Annotated in this window: 21 protein-coding genes; 10 read left to right on the top strand and 11 right to left on the bottom strand. The window is 71.6% G+C overall.

The window, feature by feature from the left end:
- Window positions 1-55 precede the first annotated feature (55 nt).
- Genes QRN23_RS11945 through QRN23_RS11935 form a run of 3 tightly spaced genes read left to right on the top strand, consistent with a single transcriptional unit; the run spans window position 56 to window position 1,485 of the window.
- Window positions 56-742 (top strand): sigma-70 family RNA polymerase sigma factor, encoded by a 687-nt coding sequence (locus QRN23_RS11945; protein WP_123570297.1) that lies wholly within the window; start codon window positions 56-58, stop codon window positions 740-742.
- Window positions 739-984 (top strand): zf-HC2 domain-containing protein, encoded by a 246-nt coding sequence (locus tag QRN23_RS11940; protein WP_043593711.1) that lies wholly within the window; start codon window positions 739-741, stop codon window positions 982-984. The genes QRN23_RS11945 and QRN23_RS11940 overlap by 4 nt, the downstream gene beginning before the upstream one ends.
- 60 nt (window positions 985-1,044) lie before the next feature.
- Window positions 1,045-1,485 (top strand): GNAT family N-acetyltransferase, encoded by a 441-nt coding sequence (locus QRN23_RS11935; protein WP_123570296.1) that lies wholly within the window; start codon window positions 1,045-1,047, stop codon window positions 1,483-1,485.
- A 665-nt stretch (window positions 1,486-2,150) separates the two neighbouring features.
- Here the strand turns inward: QRN23_RS11935 and QRN23_RS11930 are convergent.
- Window positions 2,151-5,924 carry a multifunctional oxoglutarate decarboxylase/oxoglutarate dehydrogenase thiamine pyrophosphate-binding subunit/dihydrolipoyllysine-residue succinyltransferase subunit gene (locus QRN23_RS11930; RefSeq protein WP_285063637.1) on the bottom strand — a complete coding sequence of 1,258 codons (3,774 nt, stop codon included), beginning with the start codon at window positions 5,922-5,924 and terminating at the stop codon, window positions 2,151-2,153.
- A 122-nt stretch (window positions 5,925-6,046) separates the two neighbouring features.
- Between QRN23_RS11930 and guaB1 the strand changes: the two genes are divergently transcribed.
- From guaB1 to QRN23_RS11915, 3 genes are all read left to right on the top strand, one after another.
- Window positions 6,047-7,483, top strand: a complete 1,437-nt coding sequence (gene guaB1, locus QRN23_RS11925; RefSeq protein WP_285063636.1) for a GMP reductase — start codon at window positions 6,047-6,049, stop codon at window positions 7,481-7,483.
- 157 nt (window positions 7,484-7,640) lie between these two features.
- A complete protein-coding gene (locus QRN23_RS11920; RefSeq protein ID WP_173151029.1) occupies window positions 7,641-9,092 on the top strand; it encodes a hemolysin family protein in 1,452 nt (483 codons plus the stop codon).
- On the top strand, window positions 9,089-10,129 hold the full coding sequence (locus tag QRN23_RS11915; RefSeq protein WP_285063635.1) for a hemolysin family protein: 1,041 nt from the start codon (window positions 9,089-9,091) through the stop codon (window positions 10,127-10,129). Before QRN23_RS11920 ends, QRN23_RS11915 begins: the two co-directional genes overlap by 4 nt.
- A gap of 125 nt (window positions 10,130-10,254) precedes the next feature.
- Here QRN23_RS11915 and QRN23_RS11910 read toward each other — a convergent pair whose 3' ends face one another.
- Window positions 10,255-11,400, bottom strand: a complete 1,146-nt coding sequence (locus tag QRN23_RS11910) for an NADH:flavin oxidoreductase/NADH oxidase (RefSeq protein ID WP_285063634.1) — start codon at window positions 11,398-11,400, stop codon at window positions 10,255-10,257.
- Window positions 11,397-12,032, bottom strand: coding sequence for an HAD family hydrolase (locus tag QRN23_RS11905; RefSeq protein ID WP_123570291.1), 636 nt, complete (start codon window positions 12,030-12,032; stop codon window positions 11,397-11,399). The genes QRN23_RS11910 and QRN23_RS11905 overlap by 4 nt, the downstream gene beginning before the upstream one ends.
- 151 nt (window positions 12,033-12,183) lie before the next feature.
- On the opposite strand from QRN23_RS11905, the gene QRN23_RS11900 reads away from it, so the two are divergent.
- Window positions 12,184-13,017 (top strand): ADP-dependent NAD(P)H-hydrate dehydratase, encoded by an 834-nt coding sequence (locus QRN23_RS11900; RefSeq protein WP_285063633.1) that lies wholly within the window; start codon window positions 12,184-12,186, stop codon window positions 13,015-13,017.
- A gap of 105 nt (window positions 13,018-13,122) precedes the next feature.
- On the opposite strand, the gene QRN23_RS11895 is transcribed toward QRN23_RS11900, so the two are convergent.
- From QRN23_RS11895 to QRN23_RS11880, 4 genes are all read right to left on the bottom strand, one after another.
- Window positions 13,123-13,815: a YceI family protein gene (locus QRN23_RS11895; RefSeq protein ID WP_123570289.1), complete on the bottom strand. Its 693-nt coding sequence runs from the start codon at window positions 13,813-13,815 to the stop codon at window positions 13,123-13,125.
- Window positions 13,816-14,017: 202 nt separating this feature from the next.
- Window positions 14,018-14,821, bottom strand: a complete 804-nt coding sequence (locus QRN23_RS11890; protein WP_285063632.1) for an amino acid ABC transporter ATP-binding protein — start codon at window positions 14,819-14,821, stop codon at window positions 14,018-14,020.
- Window positions 14,818-15,660 (bottom strand): amino acid ABC transporter permease, encoded by an 843-nt coding sequence (locus QRN23_RS11885; protein ID WP_056046032.1) that lies wholly within the window; start codon window positions 15,658-15,660, stop codon window positions 14,818-14,820. Before QRN23_RS11885 ends, QRN23_RS11890 begins: the two co-directional genes overlap by 4 nt.
- A 26-nt stretch (window positions 15,661-15,686) precedes the next feature.
- On the bottom strand, window positions 15,687-16,517 hold the full coding sequence (locus QRN23_RS11880) for an ABC transporter substrate-binding protein (protein WP_285063631.1): 831 nt from the start codon (window positions 16,515-16,517) through the stop codon (window positions 15,687-15,689).
- A 79-nt stretch (window positions 16,518-16,596) separates the two neighbouring features.
- On the opposite strand from QRN23_RS11880, the gene QRN23_RS11875 reads away from it, so the two are divergent.
- Both QRN23_RS11875 and QRN23_RS11870 read left to right on the top strand, forming a co-directional pair.
- Complete coding sequence (locus QRN23_RS11875; protein ID WP_285063629.1) at window positions 16,597-17,928, top strand: glycosyltransferase 87 family protein; 1,332 nt, start codon at window positions 16,597-16,599, stop codon at window positions 17,926-17,928.
- Window positions 17,925-18,254: a thiamine-binding protein gene (locus QRN23_RS11870; protein WP_056046030.1), complete on the top strand. Its 330-nt coding sequence runs from the start codon at window positions 17,925-17,927 to the stop codon at window positions 18,252-18,254. Before QRN23_RS11875 ends, QRN23_RS11870 begins: the two co-directional genes overlap by 4 nt.
- Before the next feature lie 62 nt (window positions 18,255-18,316).
- Here QRN23_RS11870 and QRN23_RS11865 read toward each other — a convergent pair whose 3' ends face one another.
- Window positions 18,317-20,377 carry a cell wall-binding repeat-containing protein gene (locus QRN23_RS11865; RefSeq protein ID WP_285063628.1) on the bottom strand — a complete coding sequence of 687 codons (2,061 nt, stop codon included), beginning with the start codon at window positions 20,375-20,377 and terminating at the stop codon, window positions 18,317-18,319.
- 252 nt (window positions 20,378-20,629) lie between these two features.
- Here QRN23_RS11865 and QRN23_RS11860 point away from each other — a divergent pair, with 252 nt between their 5' ends.
- The gene (locus QRN23_RS11860) at window positions 20,630-21,880 is read left to right on the top strand and encodes an MFS transporter (protein WP_236556851.1); all 1,251 of its coding nucleotides are present in this window, start codon (window positions 20,630-20,632) and stop codon (window positions 21,878-21,880) included.
- Window positions 21,881-22,035: 155 nt separating this feature from the next.
- On the opposite strand, the gene QRN23_RS11855 is transcribed toward QRN23_RS11860, so the two are convergent.
- From QRN23_RS11855 to QRN23_RS11845, 3 genes are all read right to left on the bottom strand, one after another.
- The gene (locus QRN23_RS11855) at window positions 22,036-22,713 is read right to left on the bottom strand and encodes a response regulator transcription factor (protein WP_043593728.1); all 678 of its coding nucleotides are present in this window, start codon (window positions 22,711-22,713) and stop codon (window positions 22,036-22,038) included.
- Between the two features lie 86 nt (window positions 22,714-22,799).
- On the bottom strand, window positions 22,800-24,050 hold the full coding sequence (locus QRN23_RS11850; RefSeq protein WP_056046027.1) for a hypothetical protein: 1,251 nt from the start codon (window positions 24,048-24,050) through the stop codon (window positions 22,800-22,802).
- Window positions 24,047-25,204, bottom strand: a complete 1,158-nt coding sequence (locus QRN23_RS11845) for a sensor histidine kinase (protein ID WP_285063627.1) — start codon at window positions 25,202-25,204, stop codon at window positions 24,047-24,049. The genes QRN23_RS11850 and QRN23_RS11845 overlap by 4 nt, the downstream gene beginning before the upstream one ends.
- Window positions 25,205-25,228: the final 24 nt, after the last annotated feature.

The following is a 25,228-nucleotide window of genomic DNA, read 5'->3' as shown; positions in this document are numbered from 1 at the left end:
GCCTGTCGCACTCGCACCGAGGGAAATCACCGTCGCCGAACTAGAATCGGCCCTGATGAGCACCCCCGAGGGCCACGAGCCCACACCGACCGCCGCCGTCGAACCGACCGAGGCCGAGGTCGACGCCGCCCTCGAGGCGGTCGACGCCGACGCCGAGAAGCGCGCCCTGTTCGAAGAACAGGCGCTGCCGTTCATGGACCAGCTCTACGCCGCGGGCATGCGCATGACGCGCAACCCGGCCGACGCGAGCGACCTCGTGCAAGAGACGTTTGTCAAGGCCTACGCGGCGTTCGCGCAGTTCCAGCAGGGCACGAATCTGAAGGCCTGGCTCTACCGCATCCAGACCAACACGTTCATCAACACGTACCGCAAGAAGCAGCGCGACCCGTACCAGGGCACGATCGACGAGTTGGAAGACTGGCAGATGGGCGGCGCCGAGTCGGCGACCCGCGCCTCCGGCTCCACCCGCTCGGCCGAGGCCGAGGCGATCGACCACCTCCCCGACAGCGCCGTGAAGGACGCCCTGCAGAAGGTCCCCGAAGACTTCCGCATGGCCGTGTACTTCGCGGACGTCGAAGGCTTCTCGTACCAAGAGATCGCCGACATCATGAAGACCCCCGTGGGCACCGTGATGAGCCGCCTGCACCGCGGCCGTCGCCTGCTCCGTGAACTCCTCGCCGACTACGCACGCGATCGTGGCATCGCCGTTCCCGTCGGCTCGTCGAAGGGCGGAAAGAAATGACCGACTGTGGTTGCACCAAGGCCAAGGCCGAGCTCGAAGATTACCTGCACAACGAGTTGTGCCGCGAGGACGCGGCCGACATCCGCGAGCACATGGCGAACTGCGGCGACTGCTCGGGCGAGCACAAGGTCGGCGTCGTGCTGACCGAGGCTGTCCAGCGGGCCTGCCGCGAGACGGCTCCCGAAGACCTGCGTGCCACGGTGCTGGCGCGCCTGCGCGAGCTGCAGTCCGCCCACCGCTAGTCGTCGCGCTCCGTGCCCGGCCGGTCGTCACATGACGAACGGCTGCGCTAGCGTCGTGGCATGACCGCAACGGTGCAGCCCCTCGGCATCCCGACCACCAGCGACCTCGACGACCTCGTGTCGTTGATCGGCCTGCTCGGTTACACGCTCGACGCGGACGTCCTGTCCGCACGCCTGACGCGGCTCACGGCCGACGCGGGGCACGAGACGTGGGTCGTCCGTGGCGACGACGGGCGCATCACGGCCGTGGCCGGCGGTCACGTCGTGTGGGCGTACAACGACGACGCGCCGACGGCCGAGCTGCTGCTGCTCGTCGTGTCGGCCGAGGCCCGCCGCGACGGCGTCGGCTCGTACCTGCTGGGGCACTTCGAGACCTGGGCGCGGGGTCACCAGGCGCGCGTGCTCAACGCCGTCTCGGCCGCCGCAACCGACTCGGCCAACCGTTTCTACCGCAAGCGCGGCTACCACGAGGCCGGCGTCCGCTACTCGAAGCTCATCTGACCGCGGCGGTCCCGTCGCCTCCTGACGCTGACCGCCCTCCCGGTGCTGGCCGCGCCGTCCCGGTGACGGCCCAGCCCTGAGGCGCGATCCCTCGCCGCGGTGCCGACTCCCTCCGCGGCCAGCGGTGTCGCGGGTGACGCGTCGTGCCTCGTGCGTCGTGCGCCGGTAACTCCTGGCCGGTGTCGTCGTGACGCGGCTGGACTGGGACTGCGCTCGCAGGAGTCCTGAATTGCCGACAGGCGGCACGGGGCCGCTCCCGGGGTCGACCATCGATGCCGATGCCGATGCCGATGCCGATGCCGGTGCCGGTGCCGGTGCCGGTGCGATGTCGATGCGGGCGCCGTTCGTCGCAGGCGTGTGTGTGGGCAATTCCGGAGAACGGCTGCACATCGGGGTGTCTGCGCCCGCTGCGGCAGCAGGAGTCCTGAGTTGCCGACAGCGGGGCGCGGACTCGAACCCGGGCGGACCGGGGCCGGTGCAAGCGCCGTCCGTCGGCCCGTCCCGCGGCCCCGAATCGATCCGCGTCGGCACGTCAGGACTCTTGCCGTCGTTCAGCCCGGGGCCGTCCCCGGCGGGCACGTTTCTCCTGAGTTGCCGACCTGCGAGACGACCGTGGCCGCGCCTCCTTCAGGAGGCGCGGCCACGGTCGTGCGGGCGAGGACCGTCTACAGGTCGAGCGCCTCGGCGATCAGCGTCGCCTGCTGCGCAGCGCTCGCCTTGTTCGAGCCGGCGGCCGGCGAGGCCGACGCGGGACGCGACGCGACGCGGATCTGTCGGTCGAGGTGCTTCTGCAGCTCGAGCACGACGAACGGCCAGGCGCCCTGGTTCTCGGGCTCTTCTTGCGCCCAGACGAGCTCGGCGGACGGGTAGCGGTCGAGCACGCGGCGGATCTCGTCGAGGGGCAGCGGGTAGAGCTGCTCGAGGCGGACGAGCGCGACGTCGTTCTGCACGCCTCGCTTGTCGAGCTCGGTCGAGAGGTCGTAGTGGATCTTGCCGCTGTGCAGCACGACGCGCTTGGTCGACTCGGGCTCGGAGACCCGCGTGCAGTCGAGCACCGGCTCGAAGCGACCCGAGGTGAAGGCGTCGACCCCGCTGGTCGCTCCACGCAACCGCAGCATGGCCTTCGGGGTGAAGACCACGAGCGGACGACGCGGGCGGGCGTAGGCCTGACGACGCAACAGGTGGAAGTACGACGCGGGTGTCGACGGCCGCGCGATCGTCATGTTGTCCTCGGCGCAGAGCTGCAGGAAGCGTTCCATGCGGGCGGACGAGTGGTCGGGGCCCTGGCCCTCGTAGCCGTGCGGCAGCAGCAGGACGACGCTCGAGCGCTGACCCCACTTCTGCTCGGCCGACGAGATGAACTCGTCGATGACCGTCTGGGCGCCGTTGCTGAAGTCGCCGAACTGCGCCTCCCACAGCACGAGCGCGTCGGCCCGCTCGACCGAGTAGCCGTACTCGAACGCCATGGCCGCGTACTCGCTGAGCAGCGAGTCGTAGATCCAGAGCTTCGCCTGGTTGTCGGCGACGTTCTGCAGCGGCAGCCACTCCTGGCCGTTCTCACGGTCGTGCAGCACCGAGTGCCGCTGCACGAAGGTGCCGCGTCGGCTGTCCTGGCCCGCGAGGCGCACGGGGGTGCCCTCGGTGAGCAGCGAGCCGAAGGCCAGCAGCTCGGCGAAGGCCCAGTCGATGCCGCCGTTGCGGCTCATGTCGACGCGCTTCTTGAGCAGCTGCTGCAGCTTGGGGTGGACCGAGAACCCGGCCGGCGGGTTGTCGTGGGCGTCACCGATGTCGTGGACGAGCTCGAGCGACACCCCCGTGGTCTCGGGTTCGCCCCGGGCGTCGTCCTGCTGGGCCACGGGACGCTCGAGGTCGGCGACGTCGCCGTCGTCGTTCGTCACGACGGGGATCGACCCGGTCTGCGCGGCGTGCGTCTCGGCGAAGGCGCGCTCGAGGCGCTCCTGGAAGTCCCGGTGCGCCCCGTCGTACTCGTCTTGCGTGATGTCGCCCCGGCCGACGAGGGCCTCGGTGTAGAGGGTGCGCACCGAGCGCTTCTGCTCGATGAGGTTGTACATCAGCGGCTGGGTCATCGAGGGGTCGTCTCCCTCGTTGTGACCGCGTCGGCGGTAGCACACGAGGTCGATGACGATGTCGCGCTTGAACTGCTGACGGTACGAGAACGCGAGCTCGGCGACGCGGGCCACGGCCTCGGGGTCGTCGCCGTTCACGTGGAAGATCGGAGCCTGGATCGTCTTGGCGACGTCGGTCGAGTAGACCGACGTGCGCGACTCGGACGGCGGGGTGGTGAAGCCCACCTGGTTGTTGATGACGATGTGGATGGTGCCGCCGACGCGGTAGCCGCGCAGCTGCGACATCTGCAGCGTCTCGACCACGACGCCCTGGCCGGCCATGGCCGCGTCACCGTGGATCAGGATCGGCAACGTGCTGAAGGCTCCTGGCGTGCCGCGGTCCTGCTTGGCGCGCACGATGCCCTCGAGCACGCCGTCGCCGGCCTCGAGGTGCGACGGGTTCGCCGCCAGGTACACGGGGATGGTCTCGCCGACGGCACTCGTGAACTCGCCCTCGGTGCCGAGGTGGTACTTGACGTCGCCCGAGCCCTGGACCGTCTTCGGGTCTTGCGTGCCCTCGAACTCGCGGAAGATCTGACCGTAGGTCTTGCCGGCGATGTTCGTCAGCACGTTGAGACGGCCGCGGTGGGCCATGCCGATGGCGACCTCGTCGAGGCCTTCGCGGGCGGCGTGCTGCATGACCGTGTCGAGCAGCGAGATGGTGGACTCGCCGCCCTCGAGGCTGAAGCGCTTCTGGCCGACGTACTTCGTCTGCAGGAAGGTCTCGAAGGCCTCGGCCTCGTTGAGCTTCGCGAGGATGCGCATCTGCTCGTCGTGCGAGGGCTTCGTGTAGGGCACCTCGAGGTGGTCCTGGATCCACTTGCGCTGCGCAGGATCTTGGATGTGCATGTACTCGACGCCGATGGTGCGGCAGTACGAGTCGCGCAGGATGCCGAGGATGTCGCGCAAGAGGGCGTGGGTACGGCCGCCCAGGCCACCGGTGACGAACTCGCGGTCGAGGTCCCAGAAGGTGAGCCCGTGGCTCTCGATCGCGAGGTCGGGGTGCGTGCGCTGGCGGTACTCGAGCGGGTCGATGTCGGCCATCAGGTGGCCGCGCACGCGGTAGCTGTTGATCAGCTCTTGGACGCGGGCCGTCTTGCTGACGCGCTCGGCCAGGTTGACGTTGATGTCGGCGTTCCAGTGGATCGGCTCGTAGGGGATGCGCAGCGCCGCGAAGATGTCCTCGTAGAAGCCGCGCTGACCGATCAGCAGCTCGTGCACCTTCTTGAGGAACGCGCCTGAGCCCGCGCCCTGGATGACCCGGTGGTCGTAGGTGCTGGTGAGCGTGATGGTCTTGCCGATGCCCAGTTCGACGAGCGTCTTCGAGGCCGATCCCTGGAACTCGGCCGGGTAGTCGAGTGCACCGGCACCGATGATGGCGCCCGCGCCCTTCATCAGGCGGGGCACGCTGTGGACGGTGCCGATGCCGCCGGGATTGGTCAGCGAGATCGTGTTGCCCTGGAAGTCCGCCGCGGCGAGCTTGTTGTCGCGGGCGCGCTTGACGATGTCCTCGTAGGCGGTCAAGAACTCGCCGAAGTGCATCTCTTCGGCCTTCTTGATGCCGGGAACGAGCAGGGCACGGGTGCCGTCGGGCTTCGGGATGTCGATCGCGAGGCCGAGGTTGACGTGCGCGGGGGTGACGACCGACGGCTTGCCGTCGACCTCGTCGTAGAAGACGTTCTGGCTGGGGAACTCTTTGAGGGCCTGGACCAGGGCCCAACCGATCAGGTGGGTGAACGACACCTTGCCGCCGCGGGCGCGCTTGAGGTGGTTGTTGATGACGATGCGGTTGTCGATCATCAGCTTCGCCGGGATCGTGCGGACGCTCGTCGCGGTGGGCACGGTGAGGCTGGCGTCCATGTTCGTGGCGAGGGACTTGGCCATGCCGCGCAGCGGTGAGACCACGTTCTCGGCCTCGGGCGTGGGCTGCTCGCCGGCCGAGGCGGGCTTCGCCTTGGCCTTGTCGGGCACCTGGGCCGGGATCGGCTTCGCCGCCGGCTCGACCGAGGTGGTGCGCGCGGCGGCCTTCTGGCCGGCGGTCGCAGCGGCGGCGGGTGCGGTCGCCTCAGCAGCCGGAGCGGCAGCGGACGACGCAGGAGGCGCGGGTGCGGTCTCGACGGACGGTGCGGTGGGCGACATGGGGGCTGATCCGCCCTCGGGCGGCGTGTAGGCCTCGAGGATCGGCCACCACGACTCGTCGACCGAGTTCTTGTCGACCACCCACTGCTCGTAGAGCTCGTCGACGAGCCACTCGTTGGCTCCGAACTCGGCTGCAGCGCCGTCGTCAGTTGTACCGGTCACGTGGCTTGACACAGCCGATCGCCCACTCTCCGTTGATTGTTGATCAGTGCGTGGGCTGCGACGCCCACCTCCTCCACCTTAAGCGCAAACGGCCGGTCCTCGGCGGGACGACTCACAGGGATTACCGTGGACCCATGCGGTTCTACGAGACGACCCCCACGCACGATCTGACCTACTCCGACGTGTTCCTCGTCCCGAGCCGGTCGTCGATCACCAGCAGGCTCGACGTGTCCCTCTCCCCGGGCGACGGCACCGGTGCCACGATCCCGATCGTGTCGGCCAACATGAACTCGGTCACGGGCCCGCGCCTGGCGGCGACGCTGGCGCGTCGGGGCGGCCTCGGCGTGTTGCCGCAGGACATGCACTTGCAAGACCTCGACGCCGCGATCCGTTGGGTCAAGGACCAGCCCGTCGACTACGACACGCCCTACTCGCTCGACGCGGGGCAGACCGTCGAGCAGGCGCTGTCCGTCGTCCCGGCCGTCGAGGGCCACGGCATCGTCCTGCACGACGGCACGGGGGCGTACCTCGGCTGCATCGCCACCTCGCGCCTGGCCACGGCCCCGCGGGACGCGGTGCTCGGCGACCTGCTGCACGGCGCCCTGACCTCGCTCGACGCGGACGACGTCGACAGCCCCCGAGACGCGTTCGACCGCATGGTCGCGGCCGACATCCACTTCGCGCCCGTGCTGCGGCACGGTCGGGTCGTCGGCACGGTGAGCCGCAAGAGCGCGCTGCGGTCGACGATCTACCAGCCCGCGGTCGACGCCGACGGTCGGCTGCGCGTCGCCGCGGCGGTCGGCATCAACGGCGACGTCGCCGGCAAGGCGAGGGCACTCGCCGCCGCGGGCGTCGACGTGCTCGTGATCGACACGGCCCACGGCGACCAGGACGGCATGATCCGGGCCGTCAGGGCGGTCTCGGCCCTCGGCCTGGGCCTGCCGATCGTCGCCGGCAACGTGGTCACCGAGGAGGCCGTCCGCCACCTCGTCGCGGCCGGCGCCTCGATCGTCAAGGTCGGCGTCGGGCCGGGCGCCATGTGCACCACCCGCATGATGACGGCCGTCGGCCGTCCCCAGTTCTCGGCCGTGCTCGAGACGGCCGCCACCGCCCGTGCCCTCGGCGCGCACGTCTGGGCCGACGGCGGGGTGCGCTACCCCCGCGACGTCGCGCTCGCCCTCGCGGCGGGTGCGTCGTCGGTGATGATCGGATCGTGGTTCGCCGGCACCATCGAAGCGCCGGGCGAGCTGGCGAGCGACGAGCGCGGCCTCTACAAAGAGACCTGGGGCATGGCCTCGACCAAGGCCGTGCGCGGTCGCTTCGAGCGCCTCGACCCCTACGAACTGGCCCGCAAGACGCTCTTCGCCGAGGGCATCTCGTCGTCGAAGATCTACCTCGACCCGCTGCGTCCCGGAGTCGAGGACCTCCTCGACATGATCACCTCGGGCGTCCGCAGCTCGTTCACCTACGCGGGGGCTCGGTCGGTCCCCGAGTTCGCCGAGCGAGCGCTCGTCGGCGTCCAGTCGGCGGCCGGCTACGAAGAGGGCAAGGCGCTCCCCGTCAGCTGGTGAGACGGGGCCGAGGTCGCGCGACGGAAAGCGTGCACGTGCCGTAAGATCTCCCGTCTATGGATGACCCTCCGTCTCAGACGACCGCACCCACGCACCATCGCACGCCGCGCCTCCTGACCTCGGGCGCCATGCCCTCCGAGCGGGGTGACGGAACCCGGTGAACGAGTGGATACTGCTCGCCTTCGGCCTGCTGCTCACCGTGGGCACCGGACTCTTCGTCGCCAGCGAGTTCTCGCTGGTGAACCTCGACCGGTCCGACCTCGAGGCCCGTCAGTCCCGAGGTGAGAAGGGGCTCGCCCCGACCATCGGGGCGCTGCGCATCACGTCGACGCACCTGTCGAGCGCCCAGCTCGGCATCACCCTGACGACCCTGCTGACCGGCTACACGATGGAGCCCGCGATCTCGCGCCTCCTGTCGCCGCCGCTCACCGCGGTCGGCGTGCCCGAGGGGGTCGTCGCGGTCGGTGCCCCGATCGTCTCGATCGTCGTCGCGACCCTGCTGTCGATGATCATCGGCGAGCTCGTGCCCAAGAACTTCGCCCTGGCCCTGCCGCTGAAGACGGCCAAGCTGGTCATCCCGTTCCAGGTGTTGTTCACCACGGTCTTCAAACCCGCGGTCGCCCTGCTCAACAACACGGCCAACGCCGTGCTGCGCGCCATGGGCATCGAACCGAAAGAAGAGCTGTCGGGCGCCCGGACGGCTGAAGAGCTGTCGTCGCTGGTGCGACGCTCGGCCACGGAGGGCAGCCTCGACCGTGACACGGCGACCCTGCTCGCCCGCACGCTTGTGTTCAGCGACCACACCGCGTCCGACGTCATGACCCCGCGGCCCCGGCTCTCGACCGTCGCGCGCGGCGACTCCGCCGAGACCGTCCTCGAACTGGCGCGACGCACCGGCTACTCGCGGTTCCCGGTGACCGACGACGGCATCGACGACGTCGTGGGCCTGGTCCACGTCAAGCAGGCCGTCTCGGTGCCGCGCGAGAAGCGGGCCGACGTGCCCGTGTCCGCCTTGCTGACCGATGCCGTCCGCGTCCCCGAGACGATGACCCTCGACAACCTGCTGGGCGAGGTGCGGGGTCGCGGCTACCAGATGGCCGTCGTCGTCGACGAGTACGGCGGCACCGCCGGTGTCGTCACCCTCGAGGACCTCATCGAGGAGCTGGTCGGCGAGGTCAGCGACGAACACGACCGCAGCCGGGTCGACGTCGTCCGGTCGCGCAACTGGCTGACCTTCCCCGGTCTGCTGCGTCCCGACGAGCTGCTCGAGCGCGCCTCGGTCAAGGTGCCGGAGGACGGCCCCTACGAGACCGTCGGCGGCTGGCTGATGAGCGAGCTGGGGCGCCTGCCCAAGGTCGGCGACGTCGTCGAGACCGACGACGGCGCGTTTCGCGTCGAACGGCTCGACGGCCGGCGCATCGATCGCATCCGCTTCACTCCCACGCCCGACGACGTGGTCGAGGCCACGGCGACCGAGCCGGGCCGCCGCGACGGGCGTGACGAGCGCGACCGGTCGGGCCGACGCGACCCGAAGGTGCTCCCCGAGAAGGTGCGCACGGGCGTCGAGGACGACCGTCGCGCGGTCCGCACGAAAGAGGTGACCCGATGAGCAGCGACTGGTGGGGCATCGTCTGGCTCGTCGTGTTGCTGGCCGGCAACGCGTTCTTCGTGGCCGCCGAGTTCGCCGTCATCTCGGCTCGTCGTTCGCAGATCGAGCCCAAGGCCGAGGCCGGCAGTCGCGCGGCGAAGACCACGCTGTGGGCCATGGAACACGCGACGATGATGCTCGCGACGACGCAGCTCGGCATCACCATCTGCTCGCTGCTGATCCTCAACGTGTCCGAGCCGTCGATCCACCACCTGCTCGAGGGGCCGCTCGCCTGGACCGGGCTCAGCCCCGAGCTGGTCAGCGTCGTCGGCTTCGTCATCACGCTCGTGCTCGTGTCGTTCCTGCACGTCGTGTTCGGCGAGATGGTGCCGAAGAACATCTCGTTCTCGCTCCCGGACCGTGCCGCCCTCCTGCTGGCCCCGCCGCTCGTGGCGATCGCGCGCGTCCTGCACGTGGTCGTTGTGGCCCTCAACCACTCGGCCAACGCCGTGCTGCGGGCCTTCAAGGTCGAGCCGAAGGACGAGGCGACCAGCGCCTACACGGTCGACGAGGTCGCCACGATCGTCGCCCAGTCGCAGCGCGAGGGCATGATCACCGACGCGACCGGCACGGTGCGCGCGGCGTTCGAGTTCACCGAGAAGACCGTCGCGCAGACGGCCGTCCCGATGTCCGAGCTCGTCACCCTGCCCGAGGACGCCACGCCGCACGACGTCGAGCGGGCGGTCGCCCAACGCGGCTTCTCGCGGTACGTGCTGGTCGACGACGGCGGCGACCCCACGGGGTACCTGCACCTCAAGGACGTCATCGACCTCGACGAGGACGAGTTCGCCGACCCGGTGCCGCCGAAGCGCATCCGTCAGCTGATCTCGATCTTCCAGGGGACCGAGCTCGAGGACGCCCTGGCGACCATGCGCCGCAGTGGCGTCCACGTCGCCCGCTCGTTCGACGAGACCGGTGCCACGCGCGGCGTGCTGTTCCTCGAGGACATCCTCGAAGAGCTGATCGGCGAGGTCCAGGACGCGACCCGGCGTCGCTGAGCGAGCCCGCGCAGACGACGCGACCCGCGCCTCCTGACCCCGAGGGGTGAGGAGGCGCGGGTCGCGTCGTCCGGGACCGTCACGGCCCCCGGGCGGCTGGCCGTGCTCGGCCGGCCGCGCCCGGTTCAGTGCGCGCGGAACGGTGCCCGCTGGTACTGCGGCGGCGTGTAGTCGAGCTCGATCCCGAGCTCGGCCGCAGCGCGGAGCGGAAAGTGCGGGTCGCGCAAGAACTCGCGCGCCATCAGCACGACGTCGGCCTGGCCACTGGCCACGACCTCGTTCGCCTGCTCGGCGCCGACGATGAGGCCGACGGCCCCGGTCTCGACGCGGCCCTGCGTCCGGACGTGCTCGGCGAAGCGCACCTGGTAGCCGAGGCCCACGGGGATGCTCACGCCGGCGACGAGGCCGCCGGTCGAGATGTCGAACAGGTCGGCGCCGGCCTCGTGCGCCCAGGCCGCGACGGTGGCGGTGTCGTCCTCGTCCCAGCCGCCGTCGGCCCAGTCGGTGGCCGAGAAACGGACGAGCAACGGGTACTCGTCGCCGACCTCGGCCCGGACGGCCGCGACGACCTCGAGCAGGAAGCGCGCACGGTTCTCGAGCGACCCGCCGTACTGGTCGTCGCGCGAGTTGCTCAGCGGCGAGAGGAACTGGTGCAGCAGGTAGCCGTGGGCGGCGTGCACTTCGATCAGTTCGAAGCCGGCGTCGATCGAGCGGCGCGCGGCGACGCGGAACGCCTCGACGAGGTCGCTCACCGCCTCGGTGGTCAACGCGACGGGCTCGTCGTAGCCCTCGAAGGCGACGGCCGACGGGGCGACGGTGGTCCAGCCGCCCTGGTCGGCGGGGACGGTGCCCTGCGTCTCGCTCCACGGGCGGAAGGTCGAGGCCTTGCGGCCGGCGTGCGCGAGCTGGACGCCGGGCACGGAACCCTGCGAGCGGATGAAGGCCGTGATCGGGCGGAACGCCTCGACCTGGGCGTCGTTCCAGAGACCGAGGTCCTGCGGCGAGATGCGACCCTCGGGCGTGACCGACGTGGCCTCGGCGATGACCGCACCCGCGCCTCCTCGGGCGAGCGAGCCCAGGTGGACGAGATGCCAGTCGGTGGGGACGCCGTCCTCGAGCTCGGCCGAGTACTGGCACATCGGCGCGACCCAGAGGCGGTTGCGGAAGGCCTGGCCGCGCAGGGTGATGGGGTCGAAGAGGCCGACGGGGGAGTCGGAGGGGGTCGTGGGGGCGGGTGCCGTCTGTGCTGCGTTCGTCACGAGTGTGGTCATCGCCTTTCGGTGGGGAGGGTCGCGAGCCCCTCGACGAAGCGTCGGAGCGGCTCGGGCCCGGTGAACAGGTGCCCGATGATCCCGAGCGCCTGGGCGGCCTCGACGTTGTCGGACCTGTTGTCGATGAACACCGTGTCGGCGGCCGTTGTTCCGAGTTCGGCGAGGACGTGCTCGAAGATCGTGGCCGACGGCTTGAGGTCGTCGAGTTCGGCGCTGACGAAGACCTGCTCGAACAGCTCGCCGAGGGGCGAGTGGCGGAACGGCGACGCGAAGTCGAGACCGGCGTTCGAGAGGATCGCCAGTCGCGTGCCGCCGTCGGCCAGGTCGGCGATCACCTCGAGCGTGCCGGGCTCGGGCACGAACCACGACGGGAAGTCGGCGGCCCAGAGCTCGTGCACGCGGGTGCGGGTCCAGTCGGCGCCGGTGTCGGCCGCGATGGCCCGCCAGTACGCCCCGGCGCTGAGCGTGCCGCGGTCGAGGGCGTGGCGGTGGCGACCGTAGCTGGGCCAGAGCACGTCCGGGTCGACGCCCGCGAGCTCTTCGAGGCGGCGGCGCGACGCGTCGTCGGGGAACCGCGCGATCACCTCGCCGTAGTCGAAGACGACGGTGCGGCCGGGGAGTGAGATGCTCATCGACCCACCGTATCGGCGGGCGCAGGTCGGGCGGGCGCGGCTGGGTGGGCGCGGGTCGGGCGGGCGCGGCCGCGCCGGGCCGGGCGGGGCTGGGCCGGGCCGGGCCGGGCCGGGCGGGGCCGGGCGGGGCTCGGCCGACTACCGTCGGGGCGTGACCTCCGACACCCGCTTCACCGACTGGACCCCCTCCGACGCCGCCGACCAGATCGCCGTGCCGGCCGCCGACGACGACAAGTACAGCCGAGGCGTGCTCGGCGTCGTGACCGGCTCGAGCGCCTACCCGGGCGCCGCCGTGCTCGGCGTCGAGGCCGCGCTGCATACCGGCGTCGGCATGCTGCGGTACCTGGGCCCCGCCCGCGCCTCCGACTTCGTGCTGCACCGTCGGCCCGAGGCCGTGACGAGCCCGGGTCGCGTGCAGGCGTGGTTGCTCGGCTCGGGCGTGGACCCGGACCACCTCGACGACGAGACGCGCGACGGCTTCGCGACCGGCGCCTCCTCGGGGCTGCCGCTCGTGCTCGACGCCGGAGCGCTGTCGCTCCGCGAGCAGGCGACCGGGCCGGTGGTGCTGACGCCGCACTTCCGCGAGCTGGCGAAGGCCTCGGGCCGCGAGGTCGCCGACGTGGCCGCCGATCCGGCCGGTGCCGCCGAGCGCGCGGCGGGGGAGTGGGGCTGCACGGTGCTCGTCAAGGGGCACCGCACGTACGTCGCCTCGCCCGGCGGCACGCGCCTCGTCGCGGCCAGCGCGCCGACGTGGTTGGCCACCGCCGGCGCGGGCGATGCGCTCGGGGGAGTCCTGGGGGCCCTGGTCGCGACTCACGCCGACGAGATCGCCGCGGACGAGGAGGCGCTGGCCCGGTCGGCCGCGACCGCTGCGGTGCTCCACGGCCTGGCGGCGTCCCGGGCGGGTGCCGGCGGACCGTTCACCGTGCTCGGTCTGATCGACGCCCTGCCCGCCACGATCGCGGAGCTGTTGCGCCGGGGCTGAGCCGGGCCCAGGCGCACGGCACCACGAGTTGAGCGTCGCACCGCCGACATCGGCGGTGCGACGCTCAGGTCGTGGTGCGGCGCTCGACGTGCGAGCGCCCGGGACTCAGGAGGCGGGGGTCGCCGCCACGAGGAACTCGACCGTTCCCTGGTCTTCGACCTTGACGAAGCCGAGGCTCGGCGCGTCGACGCCGTAGTCCGAGAAGGTCACCGGGATCGACCCGCTCACCTGGACGCCGTCGCCCGACAGGGCCGCCTGCAGGGGCACCGTGACGGTCTTCGTGACGCCGTGCATGGTCAGCTCGCCGGTCGCGTCGACCTTGGCCACGTCACCGTCGGAGGGGACGGCCGCCTCGATCGGCTGGGTCAGCGTGAACGTGGCCGTGGGGTACTTGTTCACCTGCATGGCGGTGCCCCGGAAGTAGTCGTCGCGGTTGCCGCTGTCGGTCGCGATCGAGGCGACGTCGACGTCGATGGTGGCGGCCGAGATGGTCGTCCCGTCGACGGTGATCGTGCCCGAGACCTGGTCGGTCTTGCCGACGACGGTGACGTCGGTGCCGTTCAGCACCTCGTCGACGCGGTAGCCGGCCGTGCTGCCGTCACCGATGCTCCAGTCGCCTGCGAGCTGGCTGGGGTCGAGCGTGCTCGACCCGGGGGTGAGGGAGGCGGTGGGCGCGGCCTCGGGTTCGCCGACGATCACGTCGCGGTAGAAGGCCGGCCCGGCGAAGGCCGCGGTGGCCCCCAGGACGACGACGACGGCTGCGGCGACGCCGAGCCCGATCTTGGTCTTCTTCTTCATGGTCTTCGTCCTTCGGAGGGGTCGGCGTGACGCGCGGCGAGTCCACGGGGCTGAACCGATGGTGACGTGTCTCCTTCGCAAGAACCTGGGAGGCGCAGGTGAAGACGGTGGGCGCCCGGGGCGGGCCGAGTCGGACCGGGCCCGGGTCCAGGGCCGGCCCTGGCCCGGGGCCGGGGCCGGGGCTGGTGCGGGGTGATCCGGGTCAGTGAGCGGTGAACCGCGTGAGGAACTCCTGGGTGCGCACCTCGCGGGGGGCCGTGAAGAGCTGCGCGGGCGGACCCTGCTCGGCGATCCGGCCCCGGTCGAGGAAGACGACCCGGTCGGCGACGTCGCGGGCGAAGGCCATCTCGTGCGTCGCCATGAGGATCGTCGTGCCGACCTCCTTCAGCGTGCGCACGAGGTCGAGCACCTCGCCCACCAGCTCGGGGTCGAGGGCGCTCGTGATCTCGTCGAGCAGCAGCACGGCGGGTCGCGGGGCGAGGGCCCGGGCGATGGCGACCCGCTGCTGCTGACCGCCCGAGAGGCGGTCGGGGTAGGCGCCGGCCTTGTCGCCGAGACCCACGCGCGTGAGGACCTCGAGGGCGCGCTCGTTCGCCGCGGCCTTGGGCTGGCGCAGCACGTGGCGACTGGCCAGGGCGACGTTGTCGAGCACGGTCAGGTGCGGGAAGAGGTTGAAGTGCTGGAAGACCACGCCGATGCGGGCCCGGACGGCGTCGACGCGCACCCGGGGGTCGGTGATGTCGTCGTCGCCGAGCACGATGCGGCCGTCGTCGATCTGCTCGAGCAGGTTCACGGTGCGGAGCAGCGTCGACTTGCCCGAGCCGCTGGCGCCGATCAGCGCCACGACCTCGTCCCGCGCGACGTCCAGGTCGATGCCGTCGAGCACGACCGTGTCGCCGAAGGACTTGCGGACCCCCTCGAGGCGCAGCACCGTCTCGGGGCCGAGGGCTGCGGGGGTGACGGGCACCGCGCCTCCTGGGGTGGGGTCGGGGGTGGAGCTGCTCATACGACGCTGCCCGCCTGTTCGCGGCGACGGAGGCGCGCCGACAGCCAGTCGGTCAGCCAGATGGTCGGCAGGGCCAGCAGCACGAACAACAGCCCGGCCAGCACGTAGGGCGTGAAGTTCGCCGCGGTCGCGGTCTCGATCTGGGCGGCGCGGACGGCGTCGACCGCCCCGAGCACGGAGATGAGGCCGACGTCTTTCTGCATCGAGACGAAGTCGTTCATGAGGGCGGGCGTGACCTTGCGCAGTGCCTGCGGGAACACGACGAGGCGAAGGGTCTTGGCGTGGCTGAGGCCGAGCGACCGGGCCGCGAGGCGCTGCGACGGGTGGACGGCGTCGATGCCGGCGCGGATGACCTCGGACACGTAGGCCGAGTAGGTGAGGACCAGCGCGATCGTGCCCCAGAACTCGGCGGGCAGACGCGGGATGCCGAGCCCGAGGCCCGGCACGCCGAAACCGACGAGGTAGAGCACGATGATCAGCGGCATGCCGCGGAACAGGTCGGTGTAGCCCCGCACCAGCGCCCGGACGGGGAAGAAGACCGGACCCCGCAGGGTGCGCAGTGCCGACAGGACGGTGCTGACGACGGCCACGCCGACGGCGGCGACCAGCAGGACCCGCACGTTCAGCCAGAGGCCCTCGATCACGCGGGGCCAGGCCGACGCGAAGGTGGCCCCGTCGAGGAAGCTGAACTGCACGCGGGACCAGCCGGGCGTGCTGGTGACCGCCCACCACGCGAGTGCGGCGAAGGCGACCGTGCTGACGGCGGCGATCACCACGGAGCGGGTCGACTGTCGTCGACGGAAGGCGCGCCGGTCGAGTTCGAGGTCGCTGACGGCCACCGGGCCGGCCGCGACCGTACGAGGCGCTACGACAGCTCTTTCACGTCGTAGTCGGCCAGCCACTGCTTCTGCAGCTCGGCGAGCGTGCCGTCGGCCCGGAGGTCGTCGACGGCCTTCGTGACGTCGGCGGTCAACGAGCTGCCGAGCGGCAGGACGATGCCGAGCTGGTCGCTCGCCCCGTCGGTGGCGGGCAGCTGGCCGAGCACGACGCCGCCCTCGACGAAGTACGTGGCCGTGGGGACGTCGAGCACGATGGCGTCGACCTGGTTGGCCTCGAGGGCCGCCTTGGCGTCGTCGTTCGAGTTGTAGGCCTGGACGCCGCCCTCGGGGTCGATGGCGTTCTCGGCGGCGGTGAAGCTCGTCGTGCCGCTCTGGGCGCCGATGGCGAGGCCCTTCAGGTCGGCGATCGAGGTGGCGTCGGCCGCGGAGGTGCCGGGCAGGGTGACGACCGCCTGGCGCGTCTCGTAGTAGGCGGGCGAGAAGTCGACGGCCTTCTTGCGCTGGTCGGTGATCGAGAACTGCTGCAGGTTGAGGTCGAAGGTCTTCGGCCCGGGGGCGATGGCCTCGTCGAACGTGGTCCGCACCCAGACCACGTCGGAGTCGTCGTAGCCCAACTTCTCGGCGACCGCGTAGGCGACGGCGGCCTCGTAGCCCTTGCCCGAGGTCGGATCGTCGTCCTCGACCCACGGGCCGTAGGCCGGTTCACCCGTCGCGACGGTGATCTTGCCGTCGGTGACCGGAGCGACGGCCGCCCCGCCGGCACCCGAGCCCCCGTCGGACGAGCAGGCGGCGAGCGACCCGGCCAGCACGAGGGCGGCGGCGGTCGCGACGAGTCGGAGGGAGGCGGGTCTGCGCATGAGAGGGATCGTAGCGGCGACCGCCGACGTCGGCCGACGCATGACGCCGGGCGTCGGGGCCGGCGGCTAGCCTGTGGGCATGCCGACCTCCGTGCCCCCCGCGTCGGCCACCCCCGGGGCACCGATCGTCCGCGCGGCGCGGACGTCGGGCACCCGGCCCGTCGCCGACGGCCCGACGACGTTCGTCGACCGGGCGAGGTCGTTCGTGACGTCGCCGGTCGTGCTCGGCATCGCCTTCGTGCTCGTCCACGCCTGGCTCGTCCGGCTCAACCTCGTCGGCGGCAACCGCACCCTGGGCGACGTCGACGTCGTCTACCGCACCTGGATGCAGCAGGGCGTCGGCGGGGGCGACTGGGTGGGCGTCGACCGACCGTGGGTCTACCCGCTGCTCGCCGCGGTGCCGATGCTGCTCGCCCGCCTGGGGGGCGACTCCGGGTACGGGGCCGTGTGGCTCGTGCTGGTGTCCCTGCTGAACGCCGGCGCCTTCGTCGTGCTCGTGGCGCGGCGGCGTGCCGGGTCCGTGGTCGCCGCCTGGTGGTGGCTGGCGTTCCTCGTCGCCCTCGGGCCGATCGCCCTCGGCCGCATCGACGCCGTCACGGTCTCGATCGCGCTGGTGGGACTGTTGCTCGTCTCGACGCGGCCCTCGGCGGCGTCCGCCCTGCTCACGATCGCGGCCTGGGTCAAGGTCTGGCCCGCCGCTCTCGTGGTGGTCGCCGTCCTCGCCCTGCGTCGTCGGGTCGAGGTCGTCGTGGCGGCGGCGGTGACGAGTGCGGTCGTGGTGTCCGTCTCGCTCGTGCTCGGCAGCGGGTGGAACGTCTTCGGCTTCATCGGCCAGCAGGCCGGTCGCGGTCTCCAGGTCGAGTCGCCCGCAGCCGTGCTCTGGCTCTGGCGCGCGGCCGCGGGGGTGCCCGGCACCTTCGTCTACTACGACCGCGAGATCCTGACGTACCAGATCGCCGGCGACGGGGTCGGGTTCGCCGCGAAGGCGATGAGCCTCGTGATGGCCGCGGTCGTGCTCGGCATCGTGCTGCTGGGCTTGCGGGCCGTGCGCCGCGGGGTGACGGCCACGCGCCTCCTGGGTCCGTTGTCGCTCGCCGTCGTCGTCGCCCTGATCGTGACCAACAAGGTGGGTTCGCCGCAGTTCGTGGCCTGGCTCGCGGTGCCCGTCGTCGTCGGGCTCGTGCTCGCACGATCGGGCGGGCCGCGGTTCGTCGTGCCGGCGGTGGCGGCCGTGGTCGTCGCGGGGCTGACCCAGGTGGTCTACCCCCTCGAGTACGACGCCCTGCTCGCCGCGCGACCCGACCTGGTGGCCGTGGTCACCGTGCGGGCCGTGCTCGAGCTCGGACTGCTGGGGTGGACGGTCGTGACGCTCTGGCGCCTGCGGCCCGTACACGCGAGGATGGACGCATGATCGTCGCGTTCTCCGTCTCGCCCAGTGGTGCCGCCCCCGAGGGCGGGCCGTCCGCCGGCTCCGAGCCCGACTCCGTCCACTCGGCCGTGGCCGCCGCCGTCGCGGTCGTGCGGGCGTCCGGGCTGCCGAACCACACCTCGTCGATGTTCACCGAGATCGAGGGCGAGTGGGACGAGGTGATGGCCGTCGTCAAGGCCGCGACCGAGGCCGTCGGCGCCTTCGGCTCGCGCGTCTCCCTCGTGCTCAAGGCCGACATCCGGCCGGGACGCACCGGCGAACTGACCGGCAAGGTCGAACGACTCGAAGCCGCACTCGGCGACGCCTGACCGCATCACGCAGGGCCGGACCACCGTCGCGTCGGTCCGGCGTGGGGAACGGGACGCCGCCGTCAGCAGGCCGTGAGGGAGTCGACCCGCGACGAGAGGGCCTGCTGGCCTCCGAGCAGGACCACGTGCTCGGCCTGGAGGACGTCGAGGTCGTGCAGGATCGATGCCGGCACGCACGTGCCCGGCACGATGAACAGTGGCGACGAGGTCCGGGCTGCGAGGGCTGCGCCCGACAGCGCGTCGGGGTAGTTGACGCCGGTGGCGAGATAGACCGTGCCGGCTTCGTCGAACGCCCCGCGTGTGGTGTGGTGGGACACCTCGTAGCGATCGGCGCCGACGATCTGCCCGCCGCGGTCGGTGCCCGACAGGGACGTGGCGATGCCGGGGGACATGGCCCGCGGGCCTCCCACGCCGATGGCTGCAGGGCTGCCCAGATCGCCCCACAGCTCGCGCGTCGCGTCGTCGGCGCGTCCCGCCCGGCCGTCCACCATCACGAGCGGGGCGTCGGCCTCCGCAGCCGCGGCACCGGCCGAGAGGGCGTCCGCGAACCCCGAACCCGAGGCCAGGTACAGCACGCGGCCCGGTGAGGTGCCCGTGGTCGCGGCAGGGGAGTCGGATGAGACGAAGGCATAGCGCGCGATGGCTCGGGACGTCGCGTACCGATCGGCGCCGCCGATCCGCACCACCGTCGAGCGCGGACCGCTCGTCGGGGTGGCCACGACGCCGAGGGCCTTCTCGACGTCCGGCGAGATCGAGACGGGACCACCGACGACGACGACCGTCTTCGGTCGCAGGCGCTTCAGCTCGGCGGCGACGACGTCGGGAACGGTGGTCGGGGTGACCAACAGGAGGGGGGCGTCGAGATGCGCCGCGGCCGGTCCGGCCGACAGCGCATCGGGGAAGCCCAGCCCGTTGGCGACGACGACCGTGCCGCCGGTCTCGGTGAACCGCGAGGACATGGCCGCAGCGACGGCGAAGCGATCGGGGCCGGAGATGCGGGTGGTGGTCTGACGAAGGGGCGGGAGGAGGACCGTTCCCACCGAGCGCGTCTCGCCGCTGGCGACACGGTAACGCGTCGCGTCGTCGCGGTTCTCCACACCGGGTGCGTAGCGGGGCGCGACGGCGGGGGCGGAGTCGTCGGTGCGGTTCAGGGGGAGGCCCGTCAACCGCACGACGTAGTCACCCGCCGGCAGCCCGTGGAACGCGAACGTCCCCTTCCGGATCGCCGCCCCCGTCGCGAGGTACCAACGACCTCGCGAGTCGGTCGTCCACGCTTCTGCGCTGAAGCCGACGTCGAGGGGGTCGTCCAGGACCGGGGTCACCGAACCCGTCAGGACGGCCGACTTCTCGACCTGCAGGTCGAGTCCCGAGAGCCGGGCGTCCTTGGCCACGGTCACGATCGTCGCGTCGGATTCGGCCGCGGCGCCCCCGAACCACGACGTCGAGAGGTCCGGCGCGTCGGGTGAGGGCCTGACCGAGGCGCGGATGCGGTAGCGGCCGGGGTCGACCGCGACCGAGTAGGCGCCTCTCGAGTCGGTCAGGGCCGACGAATGGTCGCCGGTGTCGACGTTGACGACCGAGATGTCGGCGTTGCCGACGGCGGCGGAGTCGTCACGACCCCCGCCGAGCCACACACGCCCCGCCAGGGCCTCCTGGACGACCAGGCGGGCGTCGACGTCGGTGACGGTCTGGCCGTCGGCCACGTCGAACCAGCGGGCTCCGGTGAGATCGTGGGCTCCACCCCAGTACTGGCTCCGGCGCGTGTCGCCGTCCTTGAACAGCACCGTGTAGCGACCGGCGGTCACGACCTCGAGGGTGTAGGCGCCCGTGGTGCGGTCGACGAACTGGGTCGAGCCCACCTCGGCTCCGTCGGGGCGGATCAACCGTGCCTCGGCGATGAAGTCGCTGCGCGAGGGATCGGTCCCCGTCAGGTGCCCGGTCACGTACCCCGTAGTCGCTGCGTGCGCCGGAGGGGGTGCCGCCAGGCCGACCAGCGTGGAGACCAACACGAGCGCGACGACCGTCAGGGCCCCGACGAGGGTCCGCGTGGGAGGCCGGATCGGGTCGCCGGAGCCCCCGAGCCCTCGGTGGGTGGCGGCGGGGGAGGAGCCGGGTGTGGACATGCGAGAACCCATCGGGAAGGAACGGAACGCTCGAATCTAGCGGCACGGAGCGGCTCGACGCCAGATCGCTGGATGCGGGTGTTTCGCCGGACGGGTCGGAGTCCCGGCGGACGGTTGGCAACCGCCGGTCGAATCGATACGATCAGGAGGGAGGCGCGACGTGTCGCTCCTCCGCAGATGCCCTGCTCGATGACGAGCGAAGGTCGTTCCTCCCTTCTCCTCTGGCTCTTCTCGATCCGCAAAGGCCCGCTCGTGACCCACCTCTCCCGCCGTCGTCGCACGGCCGCCTTGATCGCCCTCGCCCTCGGCGGGTTCGGAATCGGCTCGACCGAGTTCGTGGCCATGGGCCTCCTGCCGAACATGGCGGGCGACCTGCTGCCCGATCTCTACTCGCGGTCGGCCGACGCCGGCATCGCCCAGGCCGGCTGGTTGATCAGCGCCTACGCCCTCGGCGTCGTCGTCGGGGCCCCGACCATCGCCGCGATGTCGTCGCACTTCCCGAAGAAGAAGCTGCTCCTGGCGCTCCTCGCCGCCTTCACGGTCGGCACGATCGCGTCGGCCCTGCTGCCGTCGTTCGGCTGGGTGCTGGCCGCACGCTTCGCCGCGGGTCTGCCGCACGGCGCGTACTTCGGCATCGCGTCCATCGTCGCCGCGTCGATCATGGGGCCGGGCAACCGGGGCAAGGGCGTCGCGCTCGTCCTCAGCGGCCTGACGATCGCGAACGTCATCGGCGTGCCCTCGATCACCTGGCTCGGCCAGCAAGCCGGGTGGCGCGTCGCCTACCTCGCCGTGGCCCTCATCTTCGCCCTGACCTTCGCCGCCGTCGCCCTCGCCGTGCCGCACCAGGACGGCGACGCGTCCGCCTCGATGAAGCGCGAGCTGCGGGCGTTCAAGCAGCCACAGGTGTGGCTCGTGATGGGCATCGGAGCCATCGGCTTCGGCGGGTTCTTCGCGGTCTACAGCTACATCGCCAACGCCGTGACCGAGGGCGCGGGCGTGTCCCAGGGCGTCGTGCCCTGGGTGCTCGTCACGGTCGGCGTCGGCATGACCATCGGGAACCTGCTCGGCGGTTGGCTGGCCGACCGGTCGCTCAAGCTCGCCATGTACCTCGGCTTCGTCGGCCTCATCGCCGCGCTCTCGGCATACGCGCTCACGTCGAGTTCGATCGTCGGCATCTTCGTCAGCACGTTCTTCGTCGGCCTCGTCGGCTCGAGCGTCGGTCCCTCGGTGCAGTCCCGCCTGATGGAGGTCGCGGGCGAGAGCCAGGTCATCGGAGCCGCCCTGAACCACTCGGCCATGAACCTCGGCAACAGCTTCGGCGCGTACCTCGGCGGCGCGGTCATCGCGGCGGGCCTCGGCTTCTCGGCACCCGGGTGGGTCGGCGTCGTGCTCGCCCTGGCCGGGGTCGTCCTGACCATGATCAGCTTCGGCATGCAGCGAGTCGACGACCGGCGCGGAGCGGCACGCGTCACGGCCGCCGAACGCGAGTCGGTCTCGGCCTAGCCTCCCTCGCCCCGCCGATGCGGGACGACGGGTCCCGAGGAGGCGCGGGTCGGGCAGACGACGAACGGCCCGGTTCCGAGGAGGCGCGGGTCACGCAGACGAGGAACGGCCCGGCCCCTGAGGGGGTCGGGCCGTTCTCCGCGTGGGGCCGGGCGTCAGAAGCTGGTCTGGGCCGGCGTGTCGGTCTGGAGGAGGATGCCGTCCTGGATGGCGCGCTTCCGGAGGGCGACCTTGGTGCCGACGTCGTAGCCGGCGACGCGGTACTTCTCGCGGATGCGCTTGAGGTAGCTCTTGGCCGTCTCTTCGCTGATGCCGAGCTGGTAGGCGACGGCCTTGACCGGCTCGCCACCGCCGTAGAGAGCCATGACCCGGCGTTCCTGCGCGCTGAGCTTCGGCACACCACCCACCTCGGCGGCGTTGAGGGCCAGGTCGAGTTCGGCCGAGATGTACGACTCTCCCTTGGCGGCCGAGCGGATCGCCTCGACGATCATCTCGGCGTCCTCGCTCTTGACGAGGTACCCCAGGGCGCCGGCGGCGAGGGCCTCGCGCACCACGTTGGGCTCGGAGTAGGTGCTCATCAGCACGGTCTTGACGCCCGTCGTCTTGAGCGTGTTGATCTTGAGCGAGATCGGGATGTTGTCCTTCAGGTCGAGGTCGAGCAGCACGACGTCGACCGGGAACTCGGGGTGCGTGAGCAGCTCGGGCCAGGACGCGACGGCGGCGACCATCGAGATGTCGCTCGCGGCACCACGGATCCACTCGCTGAGGGCGCCCAGGAGCATCTTGTGGTCGTCTACGAGGGCGAGGCGGATGCGGTCGTCGTGGTCTGACACGTCGGGACCTTCTTTCAGGACGGAGTGGGGTTCATGCTACGGGCGGGGGTGGTGATGGGGCCGGGCCACGCGGGGTGCTCGGCGGGTCAGGCCTCGGCGGGGTTGTCCACGATGCAGTTGACCGAGATCTTGACGCTCGACTCGTGGGTCGAGACGACGTACTCACCGGCACGCTCGAGGGCGTTCCAGGTGGCGGGCGTGACGCGGTTGCGGCGGATGCCCGTGGTCGAGAGCACGACGGGCACGCAGACGCTGCGACCGGCGAAGGACTGGGACGCGGCGGTCACCGGGCCGAGGGTCAGCTGGATCGTCGTGCCCGGTGCGCGGCTCTTCGAGTCGCCGAGCAGCAACCAGACGCCCTGGAGCAGTCCGTCGCGCTGTGCCGGGGCGAGCAGGCCGGCGAGCGACGACGGGTCGACCAGCGCGACCGACCGGCCGAGGTACTCGGACTCGGTGACGGCGTGGTGCAGCCAGGTCTCGCGCCGGCCCTCGATGAGGTGCAGGCGCAGTTCGGTGGCGAGCGACGCGGCCTGCGACGCGACCTTGGGCGACAGGGGCAGGGGCACGTCGCCGTTCGCGACGCCGTCGAGCAGCTTCTCGGCCGCGAGGTCGAGTCGCGCCAGTTCGTCGCTGGCGAGCATGCCCACCGCGAAACGGGGCTGTGACACGTTGCTCTGCACGAGTACCCGGTCGAGTTCGACCTGCACCATGCGACGGAAGCGGTGCACCGCGAAGGTGGCGATGGCGCTCGGCAGGACGGCCAGGGCCACGACGGTGATCTGCTGCGGGCCCGAGTCGCTGGTCACGGGGGTCGAGAGCGCCACCATGACGACGAACGCCACGAAGAGCAGGGCGGTGGCCGTGACGACCTCTCGCACGGGCCTGAGGGTGACGATGGGCAGCAGGCCGAAGCCGACGGCGACGCTCGACGTGGCATAGGCACCCACGTCGTGCAGCGGCCAGATGGCGACGAAGTCCAGCGTGACGACGACGGCGAGGACGACCCCGATGACGGCGAACACGCCCGTGGTCAGCCGCTCGCCCCGGACGGTCACGAGCACGGCCGTGCCGATGAAGGTGGCCACGTAGAGCAGCCACGAGATCAGGACGGGGGCGACGTCGGGATAGGCCGAGAGGTGGCTGAGGAAGAAGGCGAGGCCGTACACGGCCTGGAGCGCGGCGACCACGGCCGCGCCGACGCCGAGGTACCCGGTGCCGAGGGTGGCACCGGCCGCACGGGCCTGGCGCAGCGAACGCGCTCCGGTCGAACTGATCGGCAGGCCGCGAGCGGCTCGGCGGCCCCGGACGATCCCGAAGGTGTTCTCGTCGACGCTCATCGCGGTGCCTCCAGGACGACGGTGGTGCCCGACCCGGGCGACGAGAACAGACGGGCGCTGCCGCCGACCTCGTGCAGCCGGCCGACGACGGACTCCTTGAAGCCCAGGCGCTCTTCGCTGATGCCGGCGAGGTCGAACCCGACGCCCGCATCCGTGACCATGGCACGGACCATCGAGTCGTCGTGGATGATCGTGACGTGGGCCTCGGTCACGCCGGCGTGACGTCGCACGTTCTCGAGGCACTCCGCGAGGGCCAGCAGGAACGCGTCGAGCACGTGGGTGGGCAGCAGGACCTGGCCGGTGCCGTGCCAGCTCACCTCGAGGCCCATGCGGCCGAAGCGCTGCTTGACCGACTCGAGGGTCTGACCGAGCGGGGATTCCTCGACCGTCTCGAGGCTGTAGTCGCCCGACGCCTGCGGCTGCGGCGTGCCGCCGAGACGGAGGTGGCGCAGAAGGCGTGCGTCCTCGGCCGCCTGGTCCTGGAGCGCCTGGGGCGTGACGCCGAACCCCGAGTGGGCGAGCAGGGTCAGCGTGGCCAGCACGGTGTCGTGCAGCAGGCGGGCGCCCTGCCGCCGCTGGGCCTCGGTCTCGCTGGCCTGACGTTCGGCCCGGTGGGCGTTGCCGATGCTGTAGATGCGGCGTGCCGCCAGGGGCACGGCGCGTCCGAGCCAGAGGCCCGTGACGAAGCAGGACACCCAGCCGAGCAGCACGGCCGCGACCGGGAAGGTGAACGGCGAGCCGGTCGCCAGGGCCACCAGGGTCAGTTCGACGACGAAGGCCACGATCGCCGTGGTCAGCCGTGGGCGACTGGACGAGAGCATGAGGCTGAAGGCGGCGGTCGCGCCACCGGCCAGGGGGATGATCGCGGTGGCGAGCGGACCGTCGTCGGGGCCACCGGCGGGCAGCAGGGCCACCACGGTCGCCGTGATGCCCGAGGCCAGCCCGACCGGGACCCAGACGCGGGCGCGCGGCCCGGTGACGAAGAGCAGCGACACGACGAGCAGAGCGGCGAGCGGGGCGATCGCCGCGAGGTGCAGGGGGTCGGTCACGCCGGGGATCGCCAGGGCCACGACCGAGACCGCCGCGCAGGCGAGCCCCAGGGTGCGGGTCGTGCTGCTGAGCAGACGATCGCGCTCTTGGGCGAAGATGTCCATGATTCGTGAGTGGCTTCCGACGGT

Source organism: Frigoribacterium sp. ME-P-080 (assembly GCF_030209595.1).
Classification (GTDB): domain Bacteria; phylum Actinomycetota; class Actinomycetes; order Actinomycetales; family Microbacteriaceae; genus Frigoribacterium.
Note: the sequence above shows the minus strand (reverse complement) of the source record. Positions and strands in the feature narration are given on the sequence as shown.

Coding starts and splice junctions, on each gene's coding strand:
- QRN23_RS11910 (WP_285063634.1), bottom strand. CDS start 11,400: ATGACCACACTCGTGACGAACGCAGCACAGACGGCACCCGCCCCCACG.
- QRN23_RS11915 (WP_285063635.1), top strand. CDS start 9,089: ATGAGCAGCGACTGGTGGGGCATCGTCTGGCTCGTCGTGTTGCTGGCC.
- QRN23_RS11935 (WP_123570296.1), top strand. CDS start 1,045: ATGACCGCAACGGTGCAGCCCCTCGGCATCCCGACCACCAGCGACCTC.
- guaB1 (WP_285063636.1), top strand. CDS start 6,047: ATGCGGTTCTACGAGACGACCCCCACGCACGATCTGACCTACTCCGAC.
- QRN23_RS11880 (WP_285063631.1), bottom strand. CDS start 16,517: ATGCGCAGACCCGCCTCCCTCCGACTCGTCGCGACCGCCGCCGCCCTC.
- QRN23_RS11865 (WP_285063628.1), bottom strand. CDS start 20,377: ATGTCCACACCCGGCTCCTCCCCCGCCGCCACCCACCGAGGGCTCGGG.
- QRN23_RS11875 (WP_285063629.1), top strand. CDS start 16,597: ATGCCGACCTCCGTGCCCCCCGCGTCGGCCACCCCCGGGGCACCGATC.
- QRN23_RS11870 (WP_056046030.1), top strand. CDS start 17,925: ATGATCGTCGCGTTCTCCGTCTCGCCCAGTGGTGCCGCCCCCGAGGGC.
- QRN23_RS11905 (WP_123570291.1), bottom strand. CDS start 12,032: ATGAGCATCTCACTCCCCGGCCGCACCGTCGTCTTCGACTACGGCGAG.
- QRN23_RS11945 (WP_123570297.1), top strand. CDS start 56: ATGAGCACCCCCGAGGGCCACGAGCCCACACCGACCGCCGCCGTCGAA.
- QRN23_RS11940 (WP_043593711.1), top strand. CDS start 739: ATGACCGACTGTGGTTGCACCAAGGCCAAGGCCGAGCTCGAAGATTAC.
- QRN23_RS11895 (WP_123570289.1), bottom strand. CDS start 13,815: ATGAAGAAGAAGACCAAGATCGGGCTCGGCGTCGCCGCAGCCGTCGTC.
- QRN23_RS11850 (WP_056046027.1), bottom strand. CDS start 24,050: ATGAGCGTCGACGAGAACACCTTCGGGATCGTCCGGGGCCGCCGAGCC.
- QRN23_RS11845 (WP_285063627.1), bottom strand. CDS start 25,204: ATGGACATCTTCGCCCAAGAGCGCGATCGTCTGCTCAGCAGCACGACC.
- QRN23_RS11890 (WP_285063632.1), bottom strand. CDS start 14,821: ATGAGCAGCTCCACCCCCGACCCCACCCCAGGAGGCGCGGTGCCCGTC.